At 56.7% G+C, this 23,165-nt stretch carries 23 protein-coding genes and 2 pseudogenes; 10 read left to right on the forward strand and 15 right to left on the reverse strand.

The window, feature by feature from the left end:
* Together lolD and PSEBG33_RS18780 are read left to right on the forward strand one after the other, a co-directional pair.
* Complete coding sequence (lolD, locus tag PSEBG33_RS18785) at window positions 1–684, forward strand: lipoprotein-releasing ABC transporter ATP-binding protein LolD (RefSeq protein WP_019818240.1); 684 nt, start codon at window positions 1–3, stop codon at window positions 682–684.
* A 60-nt stretch (window positions 685–744) separates the two neighbouring features.
* Window positions 745–1,989 (forward strand): lipoprotein-releasing ABC transporter permease subunit, encoded by a 1,245-nt coding sequence (locus PSEBG33_RS18780; protein ID WP_005786190.1) that lies wholly within the window; start codon window positions 745–747, stop codon window positions 1,987–1,989.
* A 114-nt stretch (window positions 1,990–2,103) separates the two neighbouring features.
* Here PSEBG33_RS18780 and PSEBG33_RS18775 read toward each other — a convergent pair whose 3' ends face one another.
* Window positions 2,104–3,450, reverse strand: coding sequence for a heavy metal sensor histidine kinase (locus PSEBG33_RS18775; RefSeq protein ID WP_005786193.1), 1,347 nt, complete (start codon window positions 3,448–3,450; stop codon window positions 2,104–2,106).
* Window positions 3,447–4,127, reverse strand: coding sequence for a heavy metal response regulator transcription factor (locus PSEBG33_RS18770; protein WP_005786195.1), 681 nt, complete (start codon window positions 4,125–4,127; stop codon window positions 3,447–3,449). Before PSEBG33_RS18770 ends, PSEBG33_RS18775 begins: the two co-directional genes overlap by 4 nt.
* A gap of 158 nt (window positions 4,128–4,285) precedes the next feature.
* Between PSEBG33_RS18770 and PSEBG33_RS18765 the strand changes: the two genes are divergently transcribed.
* Window positions 4,286–4,807: a cupredoxin domain-containing protein gene (locus PSEBG33_RS18765; RefSeq protein WP_005786197.1), complete on the forward strand. Its 522-nt coding sequence runs from the start codon at window positions 4,286–4,288 to the stop codon at window positions 4,805–4,807.
* Between the two features lie 66 nt (window positions 4,808–4,873).
* Window positions 4,874–5,704: an NADPH-dependent 7-cyano-7-deazaguanine reductase QueF gene (queF, locus tag PSEBG33_RS18760; protein ID WP_005786200.1), complete on the forward strand. Its 831-nt coding sequence runs from the start codon at window positions 4,874–4,876 to the stop codon at window positions 5,702–5,704.
* A 76-nt stretch (window positions 5,705–5,780) separates the two neighbouring features.
* On the opposite strand, the gene PSEBG33_RS18755 is transcribed toward queF, so the two are convergent.
* Both PSEBG33_RS18755 and PSEBG33_RS27920 read right to left on the reverse strand, forming a co-directional pair.
* Window positions 5,781–6,047, reverse strand: a complete 267-nt coding sequence (locus tag PSEBG33_RS18755; protein ID WP_005786202.1) for a DUF4404 family protein — start codon at window positions 6,045–6,047, stop codon at window positions 5,781–5,783.
* A gap of 110 nt (window positions 6,048–6,157) precedes the next feature.
* Window positions 6,158–6,765 (reverse strand): annotated as a pseudogene (locus tag PSEBG33_RS27920) (HAD family phosphatase).
* 195 nt (window positions 6,766–6,960) lie between these two features.
* Here PSEBG33_RS27920 and PSEBG33_RS18750 point away from each other — a divergent pair.
* The 3 genes from PSEBG33_RS18750 (at window position 6,961) to rssC (ending at window position 9,646) form a co-directional block, all read left to right on the forward strand.
* The gene (locus tag PSEBG33_RS18750; RefSeq protein ID WP_005786208.1) at window positions 6,961–7,650 is read left to right on the forward strand and encodes a VacJ family lipoprotein; all 690 of its coding nucleotides are present in this window, start codon (window positions 6,961–6,963) and stop codon (window positions 7,648–7,650) included.
* 332 nt (window positions 7,651–7,982) lie between these two features.
* Window positions 7,983–9,164, forward strand: coding sequence for a two-component system response regulator RssB (gene rssB, locus PSEBG33_RS18745; protein WP_005786210.1), 1,182 nt, complete (start codon window positions 7,983–7,985; stop codon window positions 9,162–9,164).
* Complete coding sequence (gene rssC / locus PSEBG33_RS18740) at window positions 9,164–9,646, forward strand: anti-sigma factor antagonist RssC (protein ID WP_003172602.1); 483 nt, start codon at window positions 9,164–9,166, stop codon at window positions 9,644–9,646. Before rssB ends, rssC begins: the two co-directional genes overlap by 1 nt.
* A 200-nt stretch (window positions 9,647–9,846) precedes the next feature.
* Here the strand turns inward: rssC and tal are convergent, their stop codons facing one another.
* Window positions 9,847–10,773 (reverse strand): transaldolase, encoded by a 927-nt coding sequence (tal, locus tag PSEBG33_RS18735; protein ID WP_003189693.1) that lies wholly within the window; start codon window positions 10,771–10,773, stop codon window positions 9,847–9,849.
* A 614-nt stretch (window positions 10,774–11,387) separates the two neighbouring features.
* On the reverse strand, window positions 11,388–12,398 hold the full coding sequence (gene dusA / locus PSEBG33_RS18730; RefSeq protein ID WP_005786216.1) for a tRNA dihydrouridine(20/20a) synthase DusA: 1,011 nt from the start codon (window positions 12,396–12,398) through the stop codon (window positions 11,388–11,390).
* Between the two features lie 103 nt (window positions 12,399–12,501).
* Here dusA and PSEBG33_RS18725 point away from each other — a divergent pair, with 103 nt between their 5' ends.
* Entirely contained in the window at window positions 12,502–13,653 is a 1,152-nt protein-coding gene (locus PSEBG33_RS18725) for a site-specific integrase (RefSeq protein WP_005786218.1), read from the forward strand.
* Here the strand turns inward: PSEBG33_RS18725 and PSEBG33_RS18720 are convergent.
* The 4 genes and pseudogenes from PSEBG33_RS18720 to PSEBG33_RS18710 all read right to left on the reverse strand — a co-directional run.
* Complete coding sequence (locus PSEBG33_RS18720) at window positions 13,628–13,903, reverse strand: pyocin activator PrtN family protein (RefSeq protein ID WP_005786219.1); 276 nt, start codon at window positions 13,901–13,903, stop codon at window positions 13,628–13,630. The two genes, PSEBG33_RS18725 and PSEBG33_RS18720, sit on opposite strands and share 26 nt — an antisense overlap.
* 217 nt (window positions 13,904–14,120) lie before the next feature.
* Window positions 14,121–14,387, reverse strand: a complete 267-nt coding sequence (locus tag PSEBG33_RS18715) for a hypothetical protein (protein ID WP_005786221.1) — start codon at window positions 14,385–14,387, stop codon at window positions 14,121–14,123.
* Window positions 14,388–14,445: 58 nt separating this feature from the next.
* On the reverse strand, window positions 14,446–14,757 hold the full coding sequence (locus tag PSEBG33_RS27085; protein ID WP_032803372.1) for a hypothetical protein: 312 nt from the start codon (window positions 14,755–14,757) through the stop codon (window positions 14,446–14,448).
* Between the two features lie 62 nt (window positions 14,758–14,819).
* Window positions 14,820–16,646 (reverse strand): annotated as a pseudogene (locus PSEBG33_RS18710) (bifunctional DNA primase/helicase); the annotation flags it as partial.
* A 79-nt stretch (window positions 16,647–16,725) separates the two neighbouring features.
* Here PSEBG33_RS18710 and PSEBG33_RS18705 point away from each other — a divergent pair.
* On the forward strand, window positions 16,726–17,565 hold the full coding sequence (locus PSEBG33_RS18705) for a hypothetical protein (protein ID WP_005786225.1): 840 nt from the start codon (window positions 16,726–16,728) through the stop codon (window positions 17,563–17,565).
* Window positions 17,566–17,606: 41 nt separating this feature from the next.
* Here PSEBG33_RS18705 and PSEBG33_RS18700 read toward each other — a convergent pair whose 3' ends face one another.
* Complete coding sequence (locus PSEBG33_RS18700; RefSeq protein WP_005786227.1) at window positions 17,607–18,287, reverse strand: SOS response-associated peptidase family protein; 681 nt, start codon at window positions 18,285–18,287, stop codon at window positions 17,607–17,609.
* 82 nt (window positions 18,288–18,369) lie between these two features.
* On the opposite strand from PSEBG33_RS18700, the gene PSEBG33_RS18695 reads away from it, so the two are divergent.
* Complete coding sequence (locus PSEBG33_RS18695; protein ID WP_005786229.1) at window positions 18,370–18,579, forward strand: hypothetical protein; 210 nt, start codon at window positions 18,370–18,372, stop codon at window positions 18,577–18,579.
* Here the strand turns inward: PSEBG33_RS18695 and PSEBG33_RS18690 are convergent.
* The 4 genes from PSEBG33_RS18690 to PSEBG33_RS18680 all read right to left on the reverse strand — a co-directional run bounded on the left by PSEBG33_RS18690 (window position 18,558) and on the right by PSEBG33_RS18680 (window position 23,060).
* Window positions 18,558–19,283 (reverse strand): hypothetical protein, encoded by a 726-nt coding sequence (locus tag PSEBG33_RS18690; RefSeq protein ID WP_005786231.1) that lies wholly within the window; start codon window positions 19,281–19,283, stop codon window positions 18,558–18,560. The two genes, PSEBG33_RS18695 and PSEBG33_RS18690, sit on opposite strands and share 22 nt — an antisense overlap.
* A 1,212-nt stretch (window positions 19,284–20,495) precedes the next feature.
* Entirely contained in the window at window positions 20,496–21,803 is a 1,308-nt protein-coding gene (locus PSEBG33_RS18685) for a hypothetical protein (protein WP_005786233.1), read from the reverse strand.
* 237 nt (window positions 21,804–22,040) lie between these two features.
* Complete coding sequence (locus PSEBG33_RS27090) at window positions 22,041–22,256, reverse strand: hypothetical protein (RefSeq protein ID WP_032803374.1); 216 nt, start codon at window positions 22,254–22,256, stop codon at window positions 22,041–22,043.
* Between the two features lie 96 nt (window positions 22,257–22,352).
* Complete coding sequence (locus PSEBG33_RS18680; RefSeq protein WP_005786236.1) at window positions 22,353–23,060, reverse strand: hypothetical protein; 708 nt, start codon at window positions 23,058–23,060, stop codon at window positions 22,353–22,355.
* Window positions 23,061–23,165: the final 105 nt, after the last annotated feature.

Below are 23,165 nucleotides of genomic sequence, written 5' to 3' on the forward strand. Positions count from 1 at the left end.
ATGAGTGAAAAAGCAATCCTGAGCTGCCGCAACCTGGGCAAATCCTACGAGGAAGGCCCGGAATCGGTGGTTGTGCTGTCGAACCTGCAACTGGAACTGCATCCGGGTGAACGCGTGGCGATCGTCGGCAGTTCCGGCTCCGGCAAAAGCACCTTGCTGAACCTGTTGGGCGGCCTCGATACGCCGTCCCAGGGCAGCGTATGGCTGGCCGGCGAAGAACTGTCGGCGTTGAATGAAAAGGCCCGTGGCCAACTGCGTAACCGCTCGCTGGGCTTTGTGTACCAGTTCCACCACCTGCTGCCGGAATTCACCGCCCTGGAAAACGTGTGCATGCCGCTGTTGATCGGCAAGACCGCGATCCCGGAGGCGCGCCAACGTGCCACCGCCTTGCTGGAGCGCGTCGGCCTCGGCCATCGCCTGGAGCACAAGCCGGCCGAACTGTCCGGCGGTGAGCGCCAGCGTGTGGCGATTGCCCGCGCCCTGGTGAACAACCCTGGCCTGGTGATGCTCGACGAGCCGACCGGCAACCTCGACTCCCACACCGCCCAGGGCATCAAGGACTTGATGCTGGAACTGAGCACCCAGATGCGCACCGCGTTCCTGGTGGTGACCCATGACATGAGCATGGCCCGGCAGATGGACCGCGTGTTGCACCTGCAGGAAGGTCACCTGGTCGCCATCTGACCTGTTTCAAGCCTGGCGCCTGGCGTCGGGCTTTTTCATTTTTTCAGGCGGTGTACGCGAATGTTCAGACCGTTATCCATTTTCATCGGCACGCGCTATACCCGCGCCAAGCGCCGTAACCGTTTTGTCTCGTTTATCTCGATGACCTCGATGATCGGCCTCGCCCTGGGCGTATTGGCCATGATCGTGGTGCTGTCGGTAATGAACGGCTTCCAGCGCGAAATGAGCTCGCGCATCCTCGGCATGGTGCCCCACGCCACCATCGTCGGCGTAAAGCCGATTGATGACTGGCAACCGGTGGCGGCCGCGGCGATGAAGAATCCGCAAGTTACAGCTGCGGTACCGTTCACCCAGATGGACGGCATGTTCTCCTACAAGGGCGCCATGCAGCCGATCGAGATCAGCGGCGTCGACCCGGCCCAGGAAGGCAAGGTGTCGATCGTGACCCAGCACATCGTGCGCGGCAAACTGGACGACCTCAAACCCGGCGAGTTTGGCGTGGTGGTCGGCGATATCACCGCGCGGCGCTTTCGCCTGAACGTGGGCGACAAGCTGACCCTGATCGTCCCGGAACTGAGCAGCGCGCCGGGCGGCATCACCCCGCGTATGCAGCGGTTGAACGTGGTGGGCATCTTCAAGGTCGGCGCCGAGCTGGATGGCTCCATGGCCCTGATCCACATGGCCGACGCGGCAGAAATCCAGCATTGGCAGCCCAACCAGGTGCAAAGCGTGCGCCTGGCGGTGAAGGACTTGTACGCAGCGCCCAAAGTCTCGGCGGATATCGCTGCCAGCCTCGGCGCGGCTTACAAGCCGGATGACTGGACCCACACCCAGGGCAGCCTGTTCAGCGCGATGAAGATGGAAAAGACCATGATCGGTCTGTTGTTGCTGATGATCGTCGCAGTCGCTGCGTTCAACATCATCGCCACGTTGATCATGGTGGTGAACGACAAGGGCGCGGACATCGCGATCCTGCGCACCATCGGCGCCACGCCTCGGCAGATCATGGCTATCTTCATGGTGCAGGGCACGGTGATCGGCGTGGTCGGCACCTTGATCGGCGGCGTACTGGGGGTGATTGCGGCGCTGAACGTCAGTGAACTGGTAGGTTGGCTGGAGCGGGTGAGCGGGCAGCATATCTTCAGTTCGGATGTGTATTTTGTCAGCAACCTGCCTTCGGAGCTGCAAGGTGGGGATGTGTTGCTGATCTGCTCGGCGGGGTTTGTGTTGAGCTTTTTGGCGACGATTTACCCGGCGTATCGGGCGGCGAAGATTGAGCCGGCCCATGCCTTGAGATATTCGTAAGGCCTTAGACCGCTATCGGGGGCAAGCCCCCCACGCTGGACCGCGTTTATACAGGAACAATGAGGTCAAAATGTGGGAGGGGGCTTGCCCCCGATGGGGCCGGCCCAGCTTGCATCAATCTCCCTTGGGCAACTCAATCACAAACCTTGTCCAGCCCGCCTGCGACTCACAATAAATCCTCCCCCCATGCGCCCGCACAATCGACTGGGTAATCGCCAACCCCAGCCCCGCATGTTCACTGCTGCCTGGCTGCCTTGACGGGTCGGCTCGGTAGAACCGGTCAAACAGCCGCGGCAACAGCTGCGCAGGAATACCTTCCCCGGTGTTCTCAACTGTCAGTGTCACGCCACTCTCTATCCGCACCCGCACTTCACCGCTCGGTGGGGTAAACCGCAGCGCGTTATCGAGCAAGTTCGACAGGGCCCGGCGCAACATGCCGCGATCGCCCAGCGTATGGGCGCTGCCTTCGCGTACCAGCGTGACCTGTGCGTCCTCCGCCAGCAGGGTAAAAAACTCCAACAGTGCGTCGACCTCATCGCCCAGATCCAGGGCTTCACGGTTGGGCATCAGCAACCCGTGGTCGGCCTTGGCCAGGTACAGCATGTCGTTGACCAGTTGCGCCATCCATTGCAACTCTTCGAGGTTGCTGTGCAGCGCCTCGCGGTAATCCTCCAGTGGGCGTGGCTGGGTGAGAATCACCTGGGTCTGGGTCAGCAGGTTCGACAGCGGCGTGCGCAGCTCGTGGGCGATATCGGCGGAGAACGCCGACAGGCGCTGGAAGGCGTCGTCCAGTCGCCCCAACATGGCGTTGAAGGCTTGGGCCAGTTCCTCCAGCTCCACCGGCATTTGCGCCTCGGGCAGGCGTTGCGTCAGCGAGTGGGCGGATACGCTGGCGGCCACCTCGCCCATGCGCCGCAACGGCCGCAACCCGCTGCGCGCAGCCCAGGCGCCGAGCAGGGCGGTAGCCAGGGCCGAGAGGCCGACGGTCAGCCAGATCAAGCGTTGCATATGCTCCAGGAAGTGCTGGTGGTGGGTGATGTCCAGTATCAGGCTCAGCTGTGGCGAACCGGGTTGGCCGGGCGTCAATGGCGCGTTGTACACACGGTAGTCGGTGCCGGCGTTTTGCAGGCTGTGCAGGCCGGGTGCTGCGGGCACGCTGAGGTACGGTGCACCGTCCACCCAGCGCTGGTCGGCCGCCGTGATGCGCACGGTGAAGTCGGGCTGGTGATCAAGTTCTGCGCGCAATTGCGGGCCGCGCAGGGCAAAGGCTTCACGTGAGTCGACACCCTGCAAGGCGCTGCGCAGGGCCACCAGCTTGCTGTCGAGCAGTTGCTGGTCCAGCTCGACGAAGTGCGCTTCGCTGGCGCGGTTGAACAGTACGCCGGCGATCAACGAGACCACCGCCGTGCAGGCGGCAAACAGCAGCGCCAGGCGGCTGGTCAGCGACAGGCGCTTGATCACGTGAAGCGCTCCTCCAGCACGTAACCCATGCCGCGCACGGTGTGGATCAGTTTGTTGGGGAAGTTATCGTCGACTTTCAGGCGCAGGCGGCGTATCGCCACTTCGATGATGTTGGTGTCGCTGTCGAAATTCATGTCCCACACCTGGGACGCGATCAGCGTCTTGGGCAGTACTTCGCCCTGGCGACGCAGCAGCATTTCCAGCAGGGCAAACTCCTTGGCGGTGAGGTCGATGCGCTGGCCGTCGCGCTCGACGCGGCGACGGATCAGGTCCAAGCGCAGGTCGGCTAGTTGCAGGGTGGTTTCCTGCGGTGTGCTGCTGCCACGGCGTAACAAAGTGCGCACCCGGGCCAGCAGTTCGGAAAAGGCGAAGGGCTTGACCAGGTAGTCGTCGGCGCCCAGTTCCAGGCCATGTACGCGGTCTTCCACGGCATCGCGAGCGGTGAGGAACAGCACCGGCATGTCCAGGCCGGCGCTGCGCACCGCCTGCAGGATCTGCCAGCCGTCGCGGCCCGGAAGCATCACATCGAGGATCAACAAGTCATAATCCCCGCTCAGCGCCAGGTGCTGGCCGGTCGTGCCGTCGGCCACCAGTTCGGTGGTAAAGCCAGCCTCGGCCAGGCCTTGACGCAAATAGTGGCCGGTTTTGGGTTGGTCTTCGACGATCAGCAGTTTCATATCGGGCTCTTGGCAAGGGGTAAGCGCGGGCCTTTATACCGTGGGCGCAAGGGTATGGGCGCAAGCTGACAAAGTTGTAATCTAGCAGTCAGCTGGCTGGCAGCGAGGCTATCTTAAAGTGCGGCCCAAGCTGGTCACCTATTTTTGGAGCGTGAGAAATGGCGTTGCGTACATCCCTGTTAACGGCGGGCTGCTTATTGGCGCTGAGCTTCAATGCGCTGGCGGATGCGGCTCATGGTTACGCGTTCGGCCAGCCGGCTCCGGCAGCCAAGGCCACGCGTACCGTGGAAGTCACCCTGCAGGACATTGCCTTCGAGCCCAAGAGCCTGGACGTAAAAGCCGGTGAAACCGTGCGGTTTGTACTGGTCAACAAAGGCCGCTTGCTCCACGAATTCAACCTGGGCGACGCGGCAATGCATGCCGCTCACCAGAAAGAGATGCTGCAGATGCAAGCCAGCGGCATGCTCACCGCCACCGGCATGGGCAAGATGGACCACAGCGCCATGGGCCACGGCGATATGGGCGGCATGAAGCATGACGATCCCAACAGTGTGTTGGTGGAGCCGGGCAAGACGGCCGAACTGACCTGGACCTTCACCAAGGCCACTGGCCTGGAGTTCGCTTGCAACCTTCCCGGCCATTATCAGGCGGGCATGGTCGGCAAACTGACCGTTGAGTGAGGCGTTTGTTAAGGGCGGGGGCAAAGGCTGGTAGACTGGCGCGGTTTATTTAGCCAGGTTTCCGCCATGCATCCCGCAGCCGAACATTCGCCGCTGGGCAAGTCCAGTGAATACATCTCTACCTATACGCCTTCGTTGCTGTTCCCGATTCCGCGCGCCGCCAAATGGGCCGAACTGGGCCTGAGCGCCGACACCCTGCCGTACAAGGGCGTGGATTTCTGGAACTGCTTCGAACTGTCCTGGTTGCTGCCGTCGGGCAAGCCGGTGGTGGCCATCGGTGAGTTCAGCATTCCGGCGGACTCGCCGAACATCATCGAGTCCAAGTCGTTCAAGCTGTACCTCAACTCGCTGAACCAGACTGCGTTTGCCGATACGCCAAGCCTTGAAGCTACCTTGCGCACTGACCTCAGCTTTGCAGCCGGCAAGCCGGTGACTGTGCGCATCCGCAGCCTGGCCGACATCGAGGCCGAAGGTGTGATGGCGTTGCCGGGTGCGTGCATTGACGGCCTGGATATCAATGTCAGCAGCTACGAGCACCCGCGCCCGGAGCTGCTGCGCTGTGATGACTCGCGTGTTGTTGAGGAGAGCGTGCACAGCCACCTGCTCAAATCCAACTGCCCGGTGACCAGCCAGCCCGATTGGGGCAGTGTGGTGGTGGAGTACCGTGGCGCGGCGCTGGATCACGCCAGCCTGCTGGAATATATCGTCAGCTTTCGCCAGCACTCGGACTTCCATGAGCAGTGCGTGGAGCGGATCTTCCTGGACTTGCAGCGCTTGCTCAAGCCGGAGAAATTGACCGTGTATGCGCGGTATGTGCGTCGGGGAGGGTTGGATATCAACCCGTATCGCAGTACTGAAAATACCCAGTTCCTGAACGTGCGTCTGGCGCGTCAGTAAGCCTGTACACACAAGCAAATGTGGGAGGGAGCAAACCCCCTCCCACATGTGGGTCTTTGCTTGGCTGGCGGGCAGGTTAGATGCCGATATTGCCCAGGGTGATCATGATATTGCGCAATGTCCCGGAAATGACCGGGTGCTCAGCGTCGAACTCTATGGCCGCTTGATTCACATCGTCGGAGATGCTTGGCGTCTGAGTGGCCGGTTCAAGTTCGAGTTGTAATTCAAACTTGGCAATCAGGGCTTCCAGCGCTTCACGTTTTTCTTCCGACAGCGGCGGCTCCTGTTCCAACTGCCCACGCAGAATCTCGACCTGTTCTTCCAGCTTTTTGCGATCAGGCATGACGTCTTTCCTTTTATCGATAGTCACTGGCATAGACCACGGCACGCCGTGAAAGGTCTACGGGCTGGCCTGTAGATTAATCCACTGCGGCCAACCGTGCATGATCTTGATCAGGGCTTCTCGCCTTTGAGCCGGCGCAGGCTGATGTCGGCCAGGCAACTTCCCAACTCGCCCAGGTGGTCGATCACCGAGTGCACGCCCAGGCCATAGAGCGCCACCGTCGCCTTGCCACGCTTGTATTCGCGTTGCTGCGCGGTCAGTGCCTGCCATTGCGCGGGTGACAGGCCGCACAGCGAGCCACAGGAGGCCAGGCCGATAGTCCACAACCCGGCATTCAAGCCCGATTGCAGCAGGCGCGGCTCGCCGCTGACCAGCACGCAGCCTTCCAGGCGCTCAATGTTCAACTCCATCAAGGCTTGCCAGCAGGCGTGGGGCGCGGGCCAGCGGATGGAGGAGGGCGAAGCGGCCTTGATCCAGCTCGGCAGGCTGGCGGAAAGGGGCGTGGTCACGGAGGGGGCAGTTCATCCAGCCAGGCGCAGGGCACGCCTTGTTCTTTCAGGCTACGCAGAACTTTCAGTGCGCCAGGCGTGGCTTCGGCGTCGGGGGAGGGCGAGTCGCCGCGGGCCTGGGAACCAAAATCCACCAGGCAGCCACTCAGGCCAAATAACACGGCAGTCAGCGAGGGGGCGGTGGTGACGGCAATCTCGGCGTGTGGCATCTGAACGTCCCTGAAATAGCAACCACGATATCGGGGCGCCATGACAAGGGCATGACACTGTCGATATGTGTAGGAAATTTGTTCATTTTAAGTAAGTCGTTTCGTTGTGGCTGCCTAAACACACACTTCCGTCATATACTGACGGCCTTATTCAGGGCATAGCGCCCATGACAGACCATTCAAGGAGCAAAAGCTATGCGCTGGAGCCACTACTTCGCTCAGCTATCGGTGTGTGCCACCATCCTGTTGGCACCGTTCGCCGCTCAAGCCGCGTCGGAAGATGATCCATGGGAAAGCGTCAACCGCCCGATCTTCACCTTCAACGACACCGTTGATACCTACGCCCTCAAGCCGATCGCCCAGGGCTATCAGTTCGTCACCCCGCAGTTTGTGCAGGACGGCGTTCACAACTTCTTCCGCAACATCGGCGATGTCGGCAACCTGGCCAACAACGTGCTGCAACTCAAGCCGCACAATGCCGGTGTCGACACCGCTCGCCTGTTGGTCAACACCACCTTTGGCGTGCTGGGCTTTATCGATGTCGGCACCAAAATGGGGCTGCAGCGCAGCGACGAAGACTTCGGCCAGACCCTCGGCTACTGGGGCGTCGGCAGCGGTCCCTACGTGATGATCCCCTTGCTGGGCCCAAGCACCTTGCGTGATGCGCCGTCCAAGTACGTCGACAGCTACACCCAGCCGTACCGCTACATGAACGACATCGGCTGGCGTAACAGCACCTTCGGCCTCAACGTCGTTGACGTGCGCGCCAGCCTGCTCGACAGCGAGAAGCTGATCAGCGGCGACAAGTACACCTTTATCCGTAACGCCTACCTGCAGAACCGTGAGTTCAAGGTCAAGGACGGCAAGGTTGTCGACGACTTTTAAGCCGTGACATCTTGAAATGAAATAAGGCGGCCTCTTGATGGTCGCCTTTTTTATGGGTGCCACAACCTTACTTTGTGTTGTGGTCCAAGCGGTTCTTATAACTCCCGGTGATTTGCAGGGTAAAGACGCCCGGCGACCATCGCCATGAGCTTGAAACCCCTCACGGATGGGAGTACCGTCTGCGCCTTAGAAGGGCACCTCTGCTTTACCGTTGTGCATGGGCGAAATCCCAATGCTTTGTAGGACAGAGAGGCTAGAAAGCGAATCCAGTACGTGAGCCCGGCCATTGCCGAGCCGCCTACGCCAACCTAATTCTGGCGCCGTTTGCCCACATGCAAAAAACCAGTGCCACGCTGCTGATAATCGATGACGACGAAGTAGTGCGCGCGAGCCTCGCGGCCTACTTGGAAGACAGTGGCTTCAGCGTCCTGCAGGCCAGTAATGGCCAACAGGGTCTCCAGGTATTCGAGCGCGACAAGCCCGACCTTGTGATCTGCGACCTGCGCATGCCCCAGATGGGCGGCCTGGAGCTGATTCGCCAGGTGACCGAGCTTGCCCCGCAAACGCCGGTGATTGTCGTGTCCGGTGCCGGTGTCATGAACGACGCCGTCGAAGCCCTGCGCCTGGGCGCTGCCGATTACCTGATCAAGCCCCTGGAAGACCTGGCCGTGCTGGAGCACTCGGTGCGCCGCGCCCTGGACCGTGCACGCCTGCTCCTGGAAAACCAGCGCTACCGCGAAAAGCTCGAGACCGCCAACCGCGAGCTCGAAGCCAGCCTGAACCTGCTGCAGGAAGACCAGAACGCCGGTCGCCAGGTACAGATGAACATGCTGCCGGTGAGCCCCTGGAGCATCGACGAGTTCAAGTTTGCCCACCAGATCATCCCGTCGTTGTACCTGTCGGGTGATTTTGTCGATTATTTCCGTGTGGATGAGCGACGTGTGGCGTTCTACCTGGCCGACGTTTCCGGCCATGGCGCTTCTTCTGCCTTTGTGACCGTGTTGTTGAAGTTCATGACCACGCGGCTGTTGTTCGAGTCCAAGCGCAATGGCACCTTGCCGGAGTTCACCCCCTCCGAAGTGCTGGGCCACATCAACCGGGGCCTGATCAGCTGCAAGCTGGGCAAGCACGTGACGATGGTCGGCGGCGTGATCGACGAAGAAACCGGTCTTTTGACCTACAGTATTGGCGGTCACCTGCCGATGCCTGTTTTGTACACTCCTGACAGTGTGCGTTACCTGGAAGGGCGTGGCCTGCCGGTGGGCTTGTTCAACGAAGCCACCTACGAAGACCACATCCTGGAACTGCCGCCGACCTTCAGCCTGACGCTGATGTCCGACGGTATCCTGGACCTTCTTCCAGAGCCTACACTCAAAGAGAAAGAAGCCGCCTTGCCCCAAAAGGTCAAGTCGGCGGGCGGCAGCCTGGATGGCCTGCGGCAGGTTTTTGGATTGGCCACGCTAGGGGAGATGCCGGATGATATCGCCCTATTGGTGTTGAGCAGGAATCTTTGATGAGTACCGGAAGAATCCAATTCGCCGAGCAAGACGGGACCTTCGTCCTGAAGTTTGTCGGTGAAGTGCGCCTGACCTTGTGTTCGGCCCTGGATGCGACGATTGAGCGGATCTTCACAGCGCTGAACTTCTCGGCGATCGTGATCGATCTGACCGAAACCCGCAGCATCGACAGCACCACTCTGGGGCTGTTGGCCAAGCTGTCCATTCTGTCGCGGCAGAAGGTCGGCCTGTTGCCGACTGTGGTCACCACCCACGAAGACATCACCCGGCTGTTGCAGTCGATGGGTTTTGACCAGGTGTTCAACATCGTTGACCGCCCGATTCCCTGCCCGGAATGCCTCACCGACCTGCCGTCCCAGGACCAGTCCGAGGAAGTCGTGCGGGTCAAGGTGCTGGAAGCGCACAAGATCCTCATGGGCCTCAACGAGTCCAACCGCGAAGCCTTCCACGACCTCGTGAACGCCCTCGAGCGCCACTGACGGCTTCTCTGACCAAACACATACCCATGTGGGAGGGGGCTTGCTCCCGATAGCGGTGTATCAGTCGGCACATATCCAACTGACAGTCCGCAATCGGGAGCAAGCCCCCTCCCACAGTTGATCTGCGACTGGCTTGAGGCTGGCGCACACAAAAAAGGGCGGACCCTCACAGGTGCCGCCCTTTTTGCTGCTATCTGCCCTTACAGCTTGGCCGACAACAACGCCTCCAGCTTCTCCTGGTCGCGAGCAAACTGGCGAATGCCCTCTGCCAGCTTCTCAGTCGCCATCGCATCCTCGTTGGACTCCCAACGGAACTGCGCTTCAGTCATATGCACCCGTGCCTCACCGGCATGGCCTGGCGCCAGCTTGCGCTCCAGCTTGCCTTCATCCGCCGCCAGCTTCTCCAGCAGGTCCGGGCTGATGGTCAGGCGATCACACCCGGCCAGCTCTTCAATCTGGCTCAGGTTACGGAAGCTCGCACCCATCACCACAGTCTTGTAGCCATTGGCCTTGTAGTAGTTGTAGATGCGCGTCACCGACTGCACGCCCGGGTCATCGGAACCGGTGTAGTCGTTGCCGTTGGCCTTCTTGTACCAGTCGTAGATACGGCCCACGAATGGCGAAATCAGGAATACACCCGCTTCAGCACAGGCAACGGCCTGGGCGAAGGAGAACAGCAGCGTCAGGTTGGTCTGGATGCCTTCTTTTTCCAGCTTCTCGGCGGCGCGGATGCCTTCCCAGGTAGAAGCGATCTTGATCAGCACGCGATCGCGGCTAACCCCGGCTTTGTCGTACAGGTCGATCAGACGGTGCGCACGCTTGAGAATGGCCGCCTCGTCGAACGACAGACGCGCATCTACCTCGGTGGAAATACGGCCCGGCACTACTTTGAGAATTTCTTGACCCACCGCCACCGCAAAGCGGTCACTGGCCAGGCCCACGTCGCCGTTGCAGTCCTGTACACACTCATCCAGCAGCTTGGCATAGCCAGGGATCGACGCAGCCTTGAGCAGCAGGGAAGGGTTGGTGGTAGCGTCTTGTGGCTTGAGCTTGGCGAGGGTGGAAAAATCGCCGGTATCGGCTACGACAGTGGTGAATTGCTTGAGTTGTTCCAGCTTGGAAGTCATGGGCGTGCTCTGTCCTGTGGGTCTGATGACATTACCCGAGCGCTGGCAAGCGCTCAAGGGCGCAAATGCGTTAGGTCGTTTGCGAGGGCAATAACCTGGAAACGGCCGTTTGAATTACCGGCCGTGGTGCTCAATAGGAGGGCAAAATCGCTGGCAGGTTCAACCCAACTGCCCGATGACCACCCCAATCAAACTGTGAGAGCCGGCTTGCCTGCATGACGCCAGCCCAGCCACTGACATTCACCTGACCCCCATCAGTCAAACTGTGGGAGCTGGCTTGCCTGCGATGACGCCAGCCCAGCCACTGACATTCACCTGACCCCCATCAGTCAAACTGTGGGAGCTGGCTTGCCTGCATGACGCCAGCCCAGCCACTGACATTCACATGACCCCCATCAGTCAAACTGTGGGAGCTGGCTTGCCTGCATGACGCCAGCCCAGCCACTGACATTCACCTGACCCCCATCAGTCAAACTGTGGGAGCTGGCTTGCCTGCGATAACGCCAGTCCAGCCACTGATATTCACCTGACACACATCGCTCAAAACTGTGGGAGCGGCCTTGCTCGCGAAAGCAGCCTGTCAGCCCCAAATACCCCCACTGACACCCAACCCGTCACCGCCCCTCCAACAATTCCCCCGCCTGATCCAGCAACGCCAACGGATCCACCGCCTTATGAATATCCACCGACAACAATTGCCGAAACTTACGCGCCCCCGGGAAACCGGTTCCCAGCCCCAGAACATGGCGCGTGATGTGATGCATCGAGCCACCTGTTGCCAAGTGCTCGGCTATATACGGGCGCAACTGTGCCAGCGCCTCGGCGCGGGTGATGACAGGCGCAGTGCTGCCAAACAGCTGTTGATCCACCTCGGCCAGCAAATACGGATTGTGATAAGCCTCCCGCCCCAACATCACCCCATCAAACGTCTGCAAATGCTCCTGGCACTGCTCCAGCGTCTTGATCCCACCGTTGAGATTAATCTCCAACTCCGGAAAATCCCGCTTCAACTGCGCCGCCACGTCATAACGCAACGGCGGAATGTCCCGGTTCTCCTTGGGCGACAACCCCTCCAGAATCGCAATCCGCGCATGCACGGTAAAACTGGTGCAACCGGCGTCCTTCACCGTCCCGACGAAATCACACAGCTCGGCATAACTGTCCCGGCCATTGATGCCGATACGGTGCTTCACCGTCACAGGGATCGACACCGCATCGCGCATCGCCTTCACACAATCCGCCACCAGGGCAGGGTGCGCCATGAGGATCGCGCCGATCATGTTGTTCTGCACCCGGTCGCTGGGGCAACCGACGTTCAGGTTCACTTCGTCGTAACCGGCGGCCTCGGCCATCCGGGCACAGGCGGCCAGATCAGCCGGAACACTGCCGCCCAATTGCAGCGCCAGCGGGTGCTCGGCTTCGTTGTGGCGCAGGAAGCGCTCGTGGTCGCCGTGGAGAATTGCGCCGGTGGTGACCATCTCGGTGTAGAGCAGGGCGTGTTGGGAGAGCAGGCGTAGGAAGAACCGGCAGTGGCGGTCGGTCCAATCCATCATGGGGGCAACACTAAAGCGCCGAGACAGCGTAGGCCTTGCGTTTGCGGGGCTAAAGCTCTGTTTATCTAGCATTTTACTCAACGTGTTCTAGGCGTGTTTTCGGGCGTTTTCAGGCGTTTTTAAAGGCTCGGTGGTACGATGTACCACTTCAAAACTGACGCGTACCACTTTCAATATGGCGACTATCAGGGCAAGAAAACTGGCGGATGGGACTGTGAGCTACACGGCACAGATCCGCATCAAGCGCGACGGAGTGCAAGTCTACCAAGAGAGCCAGACCTTCGCCCGAAAACAGGCTGCTCAGGCTTGGGCACGCAAGCGTGGGTCGGAGCTGGATGAACCTGGTGCAATCGAGCGCGCAAACCGCAAGGGCGCCACGCTGAAAGATATGACCGATCGCTACCTGGTCGAAGTTGAGAAAGCCAAGCCGCTGGGTAAGACCAAGCGCGCCACACTTAATGCAATTGGCGAGACTTACCTGGGCAAGTTGACCGATACGGATATCAACACCCAGTGCCTAGTCGATTACGCACTTTGGCGAATGAGCGGAGAGGGCGGAGGTGTTCAGCCACAAACCGCTGGCAATGACCTGGCGCACCTGGGCGCAGTGCTGGCAATTGCCAAAGACGCATGGGGCTACCAGGTCGACCCGCTCGCCATGGGCGGTGCCCGGCGTGTGTTACGCAAGCTGGGCTATAACCTGAAAAGCCGTGAGCGTGACCGCCGGCCGACGTTGGATGAGCTAAGACGGGTGCTGACGCACTACCAGGACATGCAAGTGAGGCGCCCTACTGTCATAAATATGCTGAAGGTCGTGGGTTTCGCCCTGTTCTCCACGCGCCGGCTCGATGAAATAACCCGAATTCGCTGGGCAGACATAGACGAGGCCGGCCAGCGTGTCCTGGTGCGTGACATGAAAAACCCAGGGCAGAAGATCGGCAACGATGTTTGGTGTTACCTGCCGGACGAGGCGTGGCACATCCTCCAGACGATGCCGAAGGCCGGTGACAATATATTCCCCTACAGTCCTGAATCTATCTCCACGTCCTGGACGAAAGCTTGCAAGTTTCTGGAAATCCAGGACCTGCACTTCCACGACCTTCGGCATGAAGGTATCAGTCGCCTCTTTGAAATGAGCTGGGACATCCCGCGTGTGGCCAGCGTTTCCGGCCATCGGGATTGGAATTCGATGCGGCGATACACCCACCTGCGTGGCAAGGGGGACCGCTATTTGGGATGGGAGTGGCACGACAAAATATTGAGGGCGCCCGTCCAACTGGGCGCCGCGTCAATGAAATGGCTCAAAAGGCGTGTTTTAACCCGTTGATCTGGCTGTGCTCTTTAACTGCTGCCGCGCGTTGCAAGTCCAGGTACGCGGCCAGGTCGGTGAGGTGGACGCCCCTGGCCGACTTCTGGCTGGGCTCCAGGCGGGTGATGGGCAACTTGATCTGACCGCTCATCACCTTGCGCTGGAACATGTCCGGCGTCAGGTGCGTGAAGTAGTCACGGCACACCACCTCCAGCGAGATAATCGCCTGGCCGTCGTACTGAGCCATCAGGATAAATGCTGTGTTCATGACTATCCTCATAGATGCGTGTAACGACACCGTTTTTTCTGCTTGGCTGCTTCACGCTCTGCCATAAATGCAGCCCATTCCGCCGTCTTGCTCTGCTGGCGTATTCGACTACACGCCTCGTGCTTTCCCTTTGAGCGGGCTTTGCCGCAGATATCGCAGCGGCTGGGCAAGTCCAGCCGGTAACCGGCTAACGGCGGGCGGGTGCGAGGGCCTGAACTCATCGCTGACCCCTCATAAACATTTTTGTCAGCGCATTGGGCTGGCCGTCGGGTGTCAGCTTGTCCAGGGGTTGAGTAACATTCCGGCCGTTGGCAGTGCGTAGTGTGGCGACGTTGCCATAAATTCCTTCAATCACACCTGTACGAGCGCTGAGGCGGTATGCCCGACCACCGCCGCTTATTGCGACGTAGCTGACCGTGTCGCCGACAACGAGCGGGGTTGTGGTAGCCTCTGCGGTGCCGCCTTGGGGTTGATTCACTTGCATGGTGCTTCTCCTTTGGGTGGTCGGTGTCGAGGGGTTGCAGCCCCTCGGCACCACCTTCTTACTGGCTTTCGCCAGTTGTTTTTTGCTTGCGCACCAGGTGCACAAGCACATTTTCAAGTTCGGCAACCTCTTCGGTTTCTGTCTGCCACAGCAGGACGGCGACGATTTGTTCGGGGCTGCACTCCAGCACCAGAATTTCAAAATCGGTTGCCGCGCTAACTTCCAGAATTTTGACCAGGTCGTCAGGCGCATAGGCCTCGGCGTGAATGACTTTTGAGCTTTCCCCAAACCAATCCCTCAGCTCTTCGATATGTCTGTGACGGTTCGTTGCGCCGTTTTGGCCGCCGCTTGCGATGACTTGTACGTGCATGGTGCTTCTCCTTTGGGTGGTGTCAGACGTTGCAGCGCCTGGCGGGTATTGCTGTTGATCAGTCAGGCTTGGAAGTGCCAGCACTTCACGATGGGTTGTTTCGTGACGACGGCGTTGGTCTTGCTGGCCTGGTGAGCCCGTACCGCGCTGTCAGTCGCCTTGTTGACGTCGAGTAGCTTCCGCGAGCGGGAGTCCTTCAGGCGTTCGCGCAGCTCGCTGACGTCGGCGATTTTTTGTCGGTTTTCTGCCGCGCATTTCACGAAGTCGTTGAGGTTGATGGCGATGACGTGGTCTTTCTTGCTGTGGTTGACCACCGGGCCATCGGCGTCGAGACCTTCCAGGTATTCGTAAACTTCCCAGAATTCAGCAACTACCGGATGGTCGGAGCTGATCGAGGCCTGACGCTCAATCGCCATGCGAATGATCTGCGAGCGGGTATGCTCGACCTGTGCGTCGGTGAGCGGGACCACCATGCACAGGCAGTCCAGCAGGGCGAGCATTTGGGCGTGGTTCTTGTTGATCCGCTCCACGCGGATGTAGCCGCGCAGCTTGTTGCCGCAATGGCGACATTCGCTGTGCTCGTCTTTGAATGGGGTGTCGCAGGCAAAGCAGTGGGAATGCAGGTTGCGCAACTTCGCTTCGTAGCCCGCAACCCGCTGGCCGAACAGTTCCATCACCTCCAGCTCTTTGCGCACGGCCTGCAATACAAAGTTGCTGAGTTTCGAACCTTCCAGCGCATTGAGCCGATCTGCCGCCGCACGGCTTTCAGCGGTGACGTTGGGTCGCACGAAGTGCAGTTTGACGATGCGGGTCATGATCGCCTCTGAAGCCACTACAGGGGCGTTCTGGCTGATGGCGATGGTGCCTCGAAACGGCGGTTCGTAGGTTTCGTTACCTGCGGTTTTCACGCCCTTGGTCGCCAGGGTGCCGCCGCCGTAGTAATCCTTGAGTTCGTCCCATTCGAAGGTTTTGGCATGGGCCTTGTCGTCGCCGCTACGGTCCGATTCCAGTAGCACGATGGGCATCCCGGAGACCTGGCCCATCAAGCGGCTGCGGCCGGCCTTGGTGGATTTGGACGGGTCAAACCCTTCGTATCCGTCGCGCCCCGCGAGTTTCCATAGCAGCGTGAGCAACGTGGTCTTGCCGGCGCCGGCCTCGCCAGTGGCCTCAAGGAAAGGAAACGACTGGTACCGGCCGCGGATCTGTTCGGCGAACAGCGAGCCAAACCAGAAGGTCAACGCCACGATGCCCTGGGCACCGAAGCACTGCCACAAAAGCCCAAGCCATTGGTCATCGTATTTTTTGCCATCCTTCTCCAGATCGATCTTCACACCCTTTTGTAGAGTCTTGAGCTTCAACTTGCCCATCTCAAAAAACTCTTCCTCATTGATGTGAATTACCTGGCCCTCGCGGATGGCGACGTCGTTGAAAACGTAGCAGTGGTATTCCTTGCTGTAGCCCACATAGTCGATGGTCTGAACTGTCTTGATGCCGAAAAGCTGGTCTTTCATGAGTTTGTCTAATTGCTGTCCACTGCCGGTGAACACGGCTCCGGCACCCATGCCGAGAAGTCTTTTCTTGAATTCGCTGGCAGCGGCGACCTGACCACCCGTGAAGGTGTTTCTCACTGAACCGCCGTCGTGCGGGAAGTCGACGCGGAAGAAGTACCAGGATTCGTCGGTAATCTCGTTGCGCTGGAAATAGAGGGCTTTGGGGTAGCAGTTGGCGATCTCGACGACGCAGCCGGCGACGCTCAGTGCCTTCTCCCGAAGCTGCTTTTCATTGAGTGTTTGGGCTTCGTGGCCATCGCTCTTTTCGAGGGCCTGCTTGGCGCTGTTGTATTTCGCCAAGTCCAATTTCCACCAGTACAGGCGGGAGTCGAAACAGAAACCGCAACTTCTTCACTTGAGTGTCTGTAGTATGCGATTTCGAGTTAAGTATGGAGGTCAGAGGCGTATTTTTTTTCCAATGGTTATGGGATTTCTCATAGGTGCGTTTTCAATATTTTTCCTATCTTTAGCAATCTTGGCTTTTGCTTCAGATCTTTCGCAGATGATAAGCCCCGTGGTTGTTGCCCTATTGAAAGACGTAGGTGGCCCAGTAGCTGCTGGTTTTGGAGGCGCTATCGCGGGTGCGGTATGCTCTTACGTTTTTCAGAAGAGAACTGAAAAAGAGAAAGAAAACAAAGCTGATATTTCTACGATTCATAAAACTTGGGTTCGTTTGATGATGCAAGTGAACGAGCTTTACTCAATAAAGAAGTACAATATTTTTCCTAGTCTTGATCATCCTGCGAGATTTATAGATATATCTAAGTTGCCAAGCAATGCTGGAGTTGTTGATCGGGTTGATCCGCGAATGATTGACATCGCGCTCTCGGTGAAGGACGCACGAGCGATAGATGTTCTTTATCTCGCCGATGCAAGGTATAGGGCCTGTTTTGAAAACTTCGCCAATAGAAATGAGGGGTTGGATGAGTACAGATCTACTCTGAAAAGCTCAGGTTTAGGGCGCGTGGGAGGACACAGCCTTGATGAGTTGAAAGACGCGGTAGGTGTAGGGCAATTAGTCGCGATTCATGTAATGACAGAGCAAATGATCGAGATCTTAGATGAGACACTTAGTACATTAAGGAGCGCTATGGACGTGATTACTGTGCTCGTGAATAAAAAGTACAAAGGACAAGGTGTGCTGAGCTTGAAGATGGATATTAAAAAAGACAATGAGTATTTAGTGACATCTCCAGTTCCACACTTTACTGTTGATTCGTTGAAAGAGTATTTAATGCGGAACGACGAAATAAAATGAGGGAGGAGGCCTATTTGTGATTTGTCTAATATGCTCTAATGTTATTTGATTTTTAATATGATTTCAGGACCTTGGTTTCGTACGTTACCAACTGAAACTGCAACAGGGAACCACTCAAAGGCCTCTGCTGGCTCGCCCTGGTGCAACACCATCTGCTCGGCACGTTCCTTGGGCGTTGCCGGGTCCAACCATTCGCGGGCCAGGTCCGGGGTCAACACCACGGGCCTTCTATCGTGAATGTCCACCATGCCGCCGGCACTGTCGGCGGTGATAATCACGAACCCATCATGCTCGCCTGGCCCCTCATCGGAGTCAGGTAGCTGGCCGATGGATGCACATAGCACCGGCGCGCCATCCCGTCTACGGATCAGGTAGGGCTGTTTTTTTGGCCCGCCTTCATCCACCCATTCAAACCAGTTATCTATTGGCGCGATTGCGCGATGCGGCCAGATCGAGCGGAAGAACGGCCCATGAGCGACCTTCTCAACTCGGGCATTGATTGGCGCGGCTCGGTCCTTTGCCCAGTGCGGTCGCCAGCCCCAGCGCACTGGGTCGGCGTGCAGCAGCTCGCCCTGCAAATGCAGTAGTGCAACCAGGGTCATAGGGGCGACGTTATAGCGGTCAAGCGGCAGATCCCCTACGGAATTAACCAGCGCGTTGGGCATGCTCAACGCCGCAACGAAGTCGTGGATGCCGCTGTACTGCGAGAGCCTTCCGCACATATCTTTTCCGCCCGTCGGTCCTGGTGAACAGCCGTACCCCGGCCGGTCTCTATCCAATAGACACCTGGGCGGGAGATTCGTCATGACCACCGATATACAGCAGGTTAACGAGATGGAAGCGTGGTTTGCGCTTCTCACTGATGCGGAGTTTGAAGCTGGGTCGCCAGAGTACCGATATGAAACGCGCCTGGCCTTGGCTGACAGCATGCTTGAGCGCAAGGTGATCGATTGCGGTGAATGGCGGGAGTTGGTCGACGAGGCGGTTTCGGCTTACGCGGATGACGTTGGTTGACCGCCAGATTTAGGGACAAAGCCCTGACCTGAACACTTCAGGCAGTCTTCCCGCAGCCCGAAGTGGTCCAGACAAGCGGTGCACTTGGTGAATTGGGCGCATTGCAGTAGGGGCCTGGTCTTGCGGTAACTTTCAAAATCATGCTCCTCCAAGGCGACCTGGGCGCAATCTACTAGCGCCCGATAGGTGTCCGTGTCGCTGATGATTGGATAAACCTTCCCATTGATAACTTGTGCAGTCTGCACCAAGTCGTACAGCTCACCGGATGGTGCGATCAGCAGCAGCCCCTCTAAAGCCCAGGCCTTATTGCTATTACGGAGCTCCAGGCGACGGTCACGTTTGGTACCAACCACCTTTCCATCAAACCCACACGCACCTGGGCCAGTGACTGAATAGTACGTGTTGGACATTATCCGCCCAATGCACTCCGATCCGGCTCTGGGCACTACATCGTAGTGTCCACCAAACATGTATCCCTCAGCGTCGGTAGCCAGTTCTTCGACGGCATGCCAATAGGCCGCGTCAGCCAACTCGTCCATTTCCATCTTTTCCATTTGATCAACCACCCCTGCCTCCAGCATGTCGTGGGTTTCCCACCGGCACATAGATCTGTGAGCCTCGGGGTTATCCATTCGGCTAAGACCGTCTTCAAGGATCAGACGCCATTTGGCGAGCCAAGCCGTTTTGAGTTCTAAGGGGGTCATGCGATTGACTGCTTATTAACACTGTATGCGCATACAGTAATCGAGGTTTGCAACGTGCGCGATTTGAGGCGACGAGCTGTAGGCAGTGAGGCGGACAGGGGAGGAAAAAATGAGCGGGGGGAGGATGAAAGTTTGCGCTTCTATAGCGTGAAGAAACCCATCCCAACATAGCATTTCGGTGACGGCACGGCAATCGAAAGCAGGGCGTCAGCCAGTAAATACGGGCCTTAACCCGTTGGCCGGCGTGTCGTGGCTCGGCGGCGTCAGGGCACGTCGCCGGCCCGATGCGCACGCCCACGGTGCGGGGGTGTGGCGTGCCACAAGTTGCCGGGGAAATGACGTGCTACAGGCGGTCGGTAGGATGGTCTGCACCTGGCGCGCGCCGTCGTCCCCCCACCTCGCCTGCGGGCTAAATGGGTCGTTTTTTCTGCGGCCCTGCGTACCACTCTCGGCGGCTCAGGCTGGGCGCTTGCTTGGCGTTTTGGAGGGGGCAGAAACCTGCGGAACCCTGCGAGGGTGGATGTTTTACGCAACGCTTATAAGCACGCACGAACGGCTGAAATCAGAAGGTGCCTCGGGAAAAGGGTTAGTTTTTTTTTGAAGGGGGGCTTTGGGCTTGGAAGGCCCGTGTTTGTTGGGCTTGAGACCTAACTTTGATGGGTTAGGTTGGGTTAGTTCAAAGGTTAGTAATTCGTAAGTGACTGTTTTTAAAGGAATTAATATATTGAATATTTAACGCTAATAAAGGTTAGGAAATAACCAGAATTAACCCAAAAGCTAACCTTGCCAACCCTTCGGAAAGCCACAACAGACAAGGCTTTCAGGGCGCTCTGCAAAAAACTAACCCTCCTAACCTCCTTCCCTTGGGTCAACATGAAAACGCTAGAGGTGCCTTAGACGGGCCGCTTTTGAAGCTGCGTGCGAAGTTGCGCAGTACTAACGAACTTTACGTGCACGCACCCGCACTCTCACCCTTACAGCGTCAGATGTTGACGTTTCCAGGTGAGCGTTTTCCTAGTTGCCAGAGATACATGAATACAGTCAGGCAAGATTTGGTGCACAAATGTTGCGGGCTGTGGTCTCAATGCGTATAAAAAAGGCCTCCGGATTGAGGCCGTTATTATATAAACTGTATTTCCTACCAATTACTATGACCACAATCCGGCCGCAAGCTGCGCTTACCCTCAAGCGCTGGAGATTCGACGTTGAAACTTAATCGGCGAGGCCAAGCTTTCTGCTAAACCAGTAATAATTCGTATAGTCGAATGTATCTCCATACAGTTCATCTATTCTCGCTTTGATAATCGTATAATCATGTCGCGCGCGGCCTCTATCGTGGCACTGAGGGTTGTTTTCGATTTGTTCGGCTAGATACTTAATTGAGTTTTCATTGAATAATTTTATGTACTGAGGGATCGCCACTTGAAAGCGCGAGTCGGCTTGGTCATAACTTGTACTGACTCCATAGTACGTTGAAGCGATCACACAGAATTTCTCTTGCCACTCCTCAGAGTCCGAAAGATTAAGTATGTAATCAAATTGATGTGAGGTAAATATTGGTTTGTCTTTTGCAATCCACTCTTTTAGATCGTCGCCGTGCTTGAAAATGTTCTCCTTTACAAACCATCCTGTTGTTTTACCTATAGGGTCGTTCTCTATGTAATGTTCAATCTTCAAGCGTGCAGCATCGCTTAATAACGGGAATAACTCGGGATTGTCAGAAAGGAAGAAAATAAAATATTGCAATGGGTTGCCAGCGCTAGCTAAGTTACTAAAAAAGTCCACGTCTCCTTGTATTGTTGCAATTAGTGAGGCTTTGTTTCGTTCAGCTAGTACTTCAAGAACATGATGGTTGATTAGCCTGTTGTTTTCGCACTGCTCATTTTCAAGTCTGAATACAATCTTCCACAGCGAACGGAATATATTTAGCTCAACTGGTTTGGTTGTTCTGTCAAAATATCGATTTACAACATATTTTTTTACTTTTGATCTGCTGTTAAGGATCTCTCTGGACTCTGAAATGTCATCGAGAAGTTCTTGAAGGATATGTTGGGTGTAGAAGGGAGGCTTAGTTAATACATCGGTCAAGGTATTTCGTATTAATGCTCTCACGGTTTCGTGGTTCGGTGAGTGCAGTTCACGCTCTCTGTTCAAAACGGGATGTGCTGATAGATGCCTTTGTTTTTGTAAATATCTAAGATTTTCATACTCTGAGCTATCTAATAAATTTGTTTTATCGTTTACCTCGTCTATTAATTTCAGTTCCCAGGCAGAAGACTTTTGGTCGGTATCTTGGATCTTACTGACCTCCTCTAATATAGCCTTTGCTGATGCGTCATCATATAAATCTATTAGGTTTTGCAACTTATAAACAATGTCGCATATCGCGACCGACCAAAGCATTACTACTGCGGATCTATAGTTTCCGTTATGATATGATGACAAAACTTCTCTGAAGTATTCTTTTGTCTTGCCATAGTGAATGCTGTCTGACATTTTTTCTAACGAGAACTCGTCCATAAAATTTCCGCCTATTAGTTTGGTGTTCCGGTGTGTTAAGTTGTAACTTTAAAAGCGCGGCAATAAAGTTGAAGCAGGCCCCGTAAACTCTTCAGTTTGTGGTTCTGCAAAATCCCACCTGAGTGGCTGGATGCTATCGGCCAATTTTTTGCGTTCCGTCTGGGCAGAAGCGTACGACTTCTGCCTACACGTGCGACTCTCTAATCGACGTAGCCGCATTTTCAGTCCGCAATTTGTTCATGGCCCCTCCTGCTGCCTCAGCCTAGCTAATCCTTGTCTGATGTAACCCGCATTTTCACCAAGCGTGTGAAGCGATCCACGGATGTTGTCGCCAACCGTCGGTGCGCCACGGTCCTCAGCCCATAACACCAACTCCATTAATGCCGCCTCTAACGCCAGTTGGTTCTCATACATCTTTTCCAGCACCGCCGGCAGTGAGTAGTCGCTCGCCATTATATCCACCTGATTCACAAAGCTAGAAGAATAGCAGCAGATTTGCGAAGGGCAATAGAGCGGCTAGGAGAAATCAACCCACTTTTCATGCTCTCATTACAACCTTAAGCCTAAATCCCATGGGAACGTGTTAATTACTGGAGTTGCTGATACCGCAGCCCAATTGATCCGCAGCTTATCTGCGGGAGTTATAAGAGTAGCTTTGTTACTATCCCACTCGAAAATGTCCATTAACAGTGGACCCGGAATGTGCGGGTTTAACACGCCGAAAGCGATGTGATGAAAAGCTCCTTTAGGACCTTCAATGCCTGTGATCAATAACTCACTATGCCGCATAGAGTCATTGAACGTTAATGAAAGATGGTCCACCTGAAGATCGGCCACGACCATTTTCCCTAGCGGAGGGCAGTCAAAGTGTAATGCTGGGAACTCGAATGTTGTTTTCTCATCTGTGAGCGCTACAGCAAGCGTTAATAGAGAATGGTTAGCGTTGAATGTTAGAGAAACCAGGGAGTCGGAAAAACGATAGCCCCACCAATTTTTTGCGATCCTATTCGGTGGTCCAAGTTGCTCCTTAATCCATTCCGCAGGCGCTCCCAATTCAATACCCGTGAAGATGTTTTCAGGCGTTTTTCGTGCCTGTAGCAGCACAGACGGTCGGCCAAGTCTGGATCTCAAAGTCCTAATGCCTTGACGTCCCATCGCTAGCCATAGAAGGACAGCGCTCCCGAGAAACCCACCGATGGCGTTTATTGCAATATCAGCAAGATGCAGGTAGTTAGCTAAATTAATGAATGTGTTCATGGCCCCGCTCTAAATTATTTGAGGTTTCTTGATCATAACCGCCATCGCCCTTCCCGTAGACAGCTACAAGGCCGGTTCTGGCCGAATATTGCTCTCCACGAACCG

It is taken from the genome of Pseudomonas synxantha BG33R (assembly GCF_000263715.2).
GTDB classification, from domain to species: domain Bacteria; phylum Pseudomonadota; class Gammaproteobacteria; order Pseudomonadales; family Pseudomonadaceae; genus Aquipseudomonas; species Aquipseudomonas synxantha_A.

What these genes read in the sequence shown, in the direction of transcription:
- PSEBG33_RS18690 (WP_005786231.1), bottom strand. Translation starts at nt 19,283, where the DNA reads ATGACCCCCTTAGAACTCAAAACGGCTTGGCTCGCCAAATGGCGTCTG.
- PSEBG33_RS18695 (WP_005786229.1), top strand. Translation starts at nt 18,370, where the DNA reads ATGACCACCGATATACAGCAGGTTAACGAGATGGAAGCGTGGTTTGCG.
- PSEBG33_RS18720 (WP_005786219.1), bottom strand. Translation starts at nt 13,903, where the DNA reads ATGAACACAGCATTTATCCTGATGGCTCAGTACGACGGCCAGGCGATT.
- tal (WP_003189693.1), bottom strand. Translation starts at nt 10,773, where the DNA reads ATGACTTCCAAGCTGGAACAACTCAAGCAATTCACCACTGTCGTAGCC.
- PSEBG33_RS18755 (WP_005786202.1), bottom strand. Translation starts at nt 6,047, where the DNA reads ATGCCTGATCGCAAAAAGCTGGAAGAACAGGTCGAGATTCTGCGTGGG.
- rssB (WP_005786210.1), top strand. Translation starts at nt 7,983, where the DNA reads ATGCAAAAAACCAGTGCCACGCTGCTGATAATCGATGACGACGAAGTA.
- PSEBG33_RS18765 (WP_005786197.1), top strand. Translation starts at nt 4,286, where the DNA reads ATGGCGTTGCGTACATCCCTGTTAACGGCGGGCTGCTTATTGGCGCTG.
- PSEBG33_RS18725 (WP_005786218.1), top strand. Translation starts at nt 12,502, where the DNA reads ATGGCGACTATCAGGGCAAGAAAACTGGCGGATGGGACTGTGAGCTAC.
- PSEBG33_RS18700 (WP_005786227.1), bottom strand. Translation starts at nt 18,287, where the DNA reads ATGTGCGGAAGGCTCTCGCAGTACAGCGGCATCCACGACTTCGTTGCG.
- PSEBG33_RS18680 (WP_005786236.1), bottom strand. Translation starts at nt 23,060, where the DNA reads ATGAACACATTCATTAATTTAGCTAACTACCTGCATCTTGCTGATATT.
- PSEBG33_RS18705 (WP_005786225.1), top strand. Translation starts at nt 16,726, where the DNA reads ATGGTTATGGGATTTCTCATAGGTGCGTTTTCAATATTTTTCCTATCT.
- dusA (WP_005786216.1), bottom strand. Translation starts at nt 12,398, where the DNA reads ATGCTAGATAAACAGAGCTTTAGCCCCGCAAACGCAAGGCCTACGCTG.
- PSEBG33_RS18750 (WP_005786208.1), top strand. Translation starts at nt 6,961, where the DNA reads ATGCGCTGGAGCCACTACTTCGCTCAGCTATCGGTGTGTGCCACCATC.
- PSEBG33_RS18780 (WP_005786190.1), top strand. Translation starts at nt 745, where the DNA reads ATGTTCAGACCGTTATCCATTTTCATCGGCACGCGCTATACCCGCGCC.
- PSEBG33_RS18715 (WP_005786221.1), bottom strand. Translation starts at nt 14,387, where the DNA reads ATGCAAGTGAATCAACCCCAAGGCGGCACCGCAGAGGCTACCACAACC.
- lolD (WP_019818240.1), top strand. Translation starts at nt 1, where the DNA reads ATGAGTGAAAAAGCAATCCTGAGCTGCCGCAACCTGGGCAAATCCTAC.
- PSEBG33_RS27090 (WP_032803374.1), bottom strand. Translation starts at nt 22,256, where the DNA reads ATGGCGAGCGACTACTCACTGCCGGCGGTGCTGGAAAAGATGTATGAG.
- rssC (WP_003172602.1), top strand. Translation starts at nt 9,164, where the DNA reads ATGAGTACCGGAAGAATCCAATTCGCCGAGCAAGACGGGACCTTCGTC.
- PSEBG33_RS27085 (WP_032803372.1), bottom strand. Translation starts at nt 14,757, where the DNA reads ATGCACGTACAAGTCATCGCAAGCGGCGGCCAAAACGGCGCAACGAAC.
- PSEBG33_RS18770 (WP_005786195.1), bottom strand. Translation starts at nt 4,127, where the DNA reads ATGAAACTGCTGATCGTCGAAGACCAACCCAAAACCGGCCACTATTTG.
- queF (WP_005786200.1), top strand. Translation starts at nt 4,874, where the DNA reads ATGCATCCCGCAGCCGAACATTCGCCGCTGGGCAAGTCCAGTGAATAC.
- PSEBG33_RS18685 (WP_005786233.1), bottom strand. Translation starts at nt 21,803, where the DNA reads ATGGACGAGTTCTCGTTAGAAAAAATGTCAGACAGCATTCACTATGGC.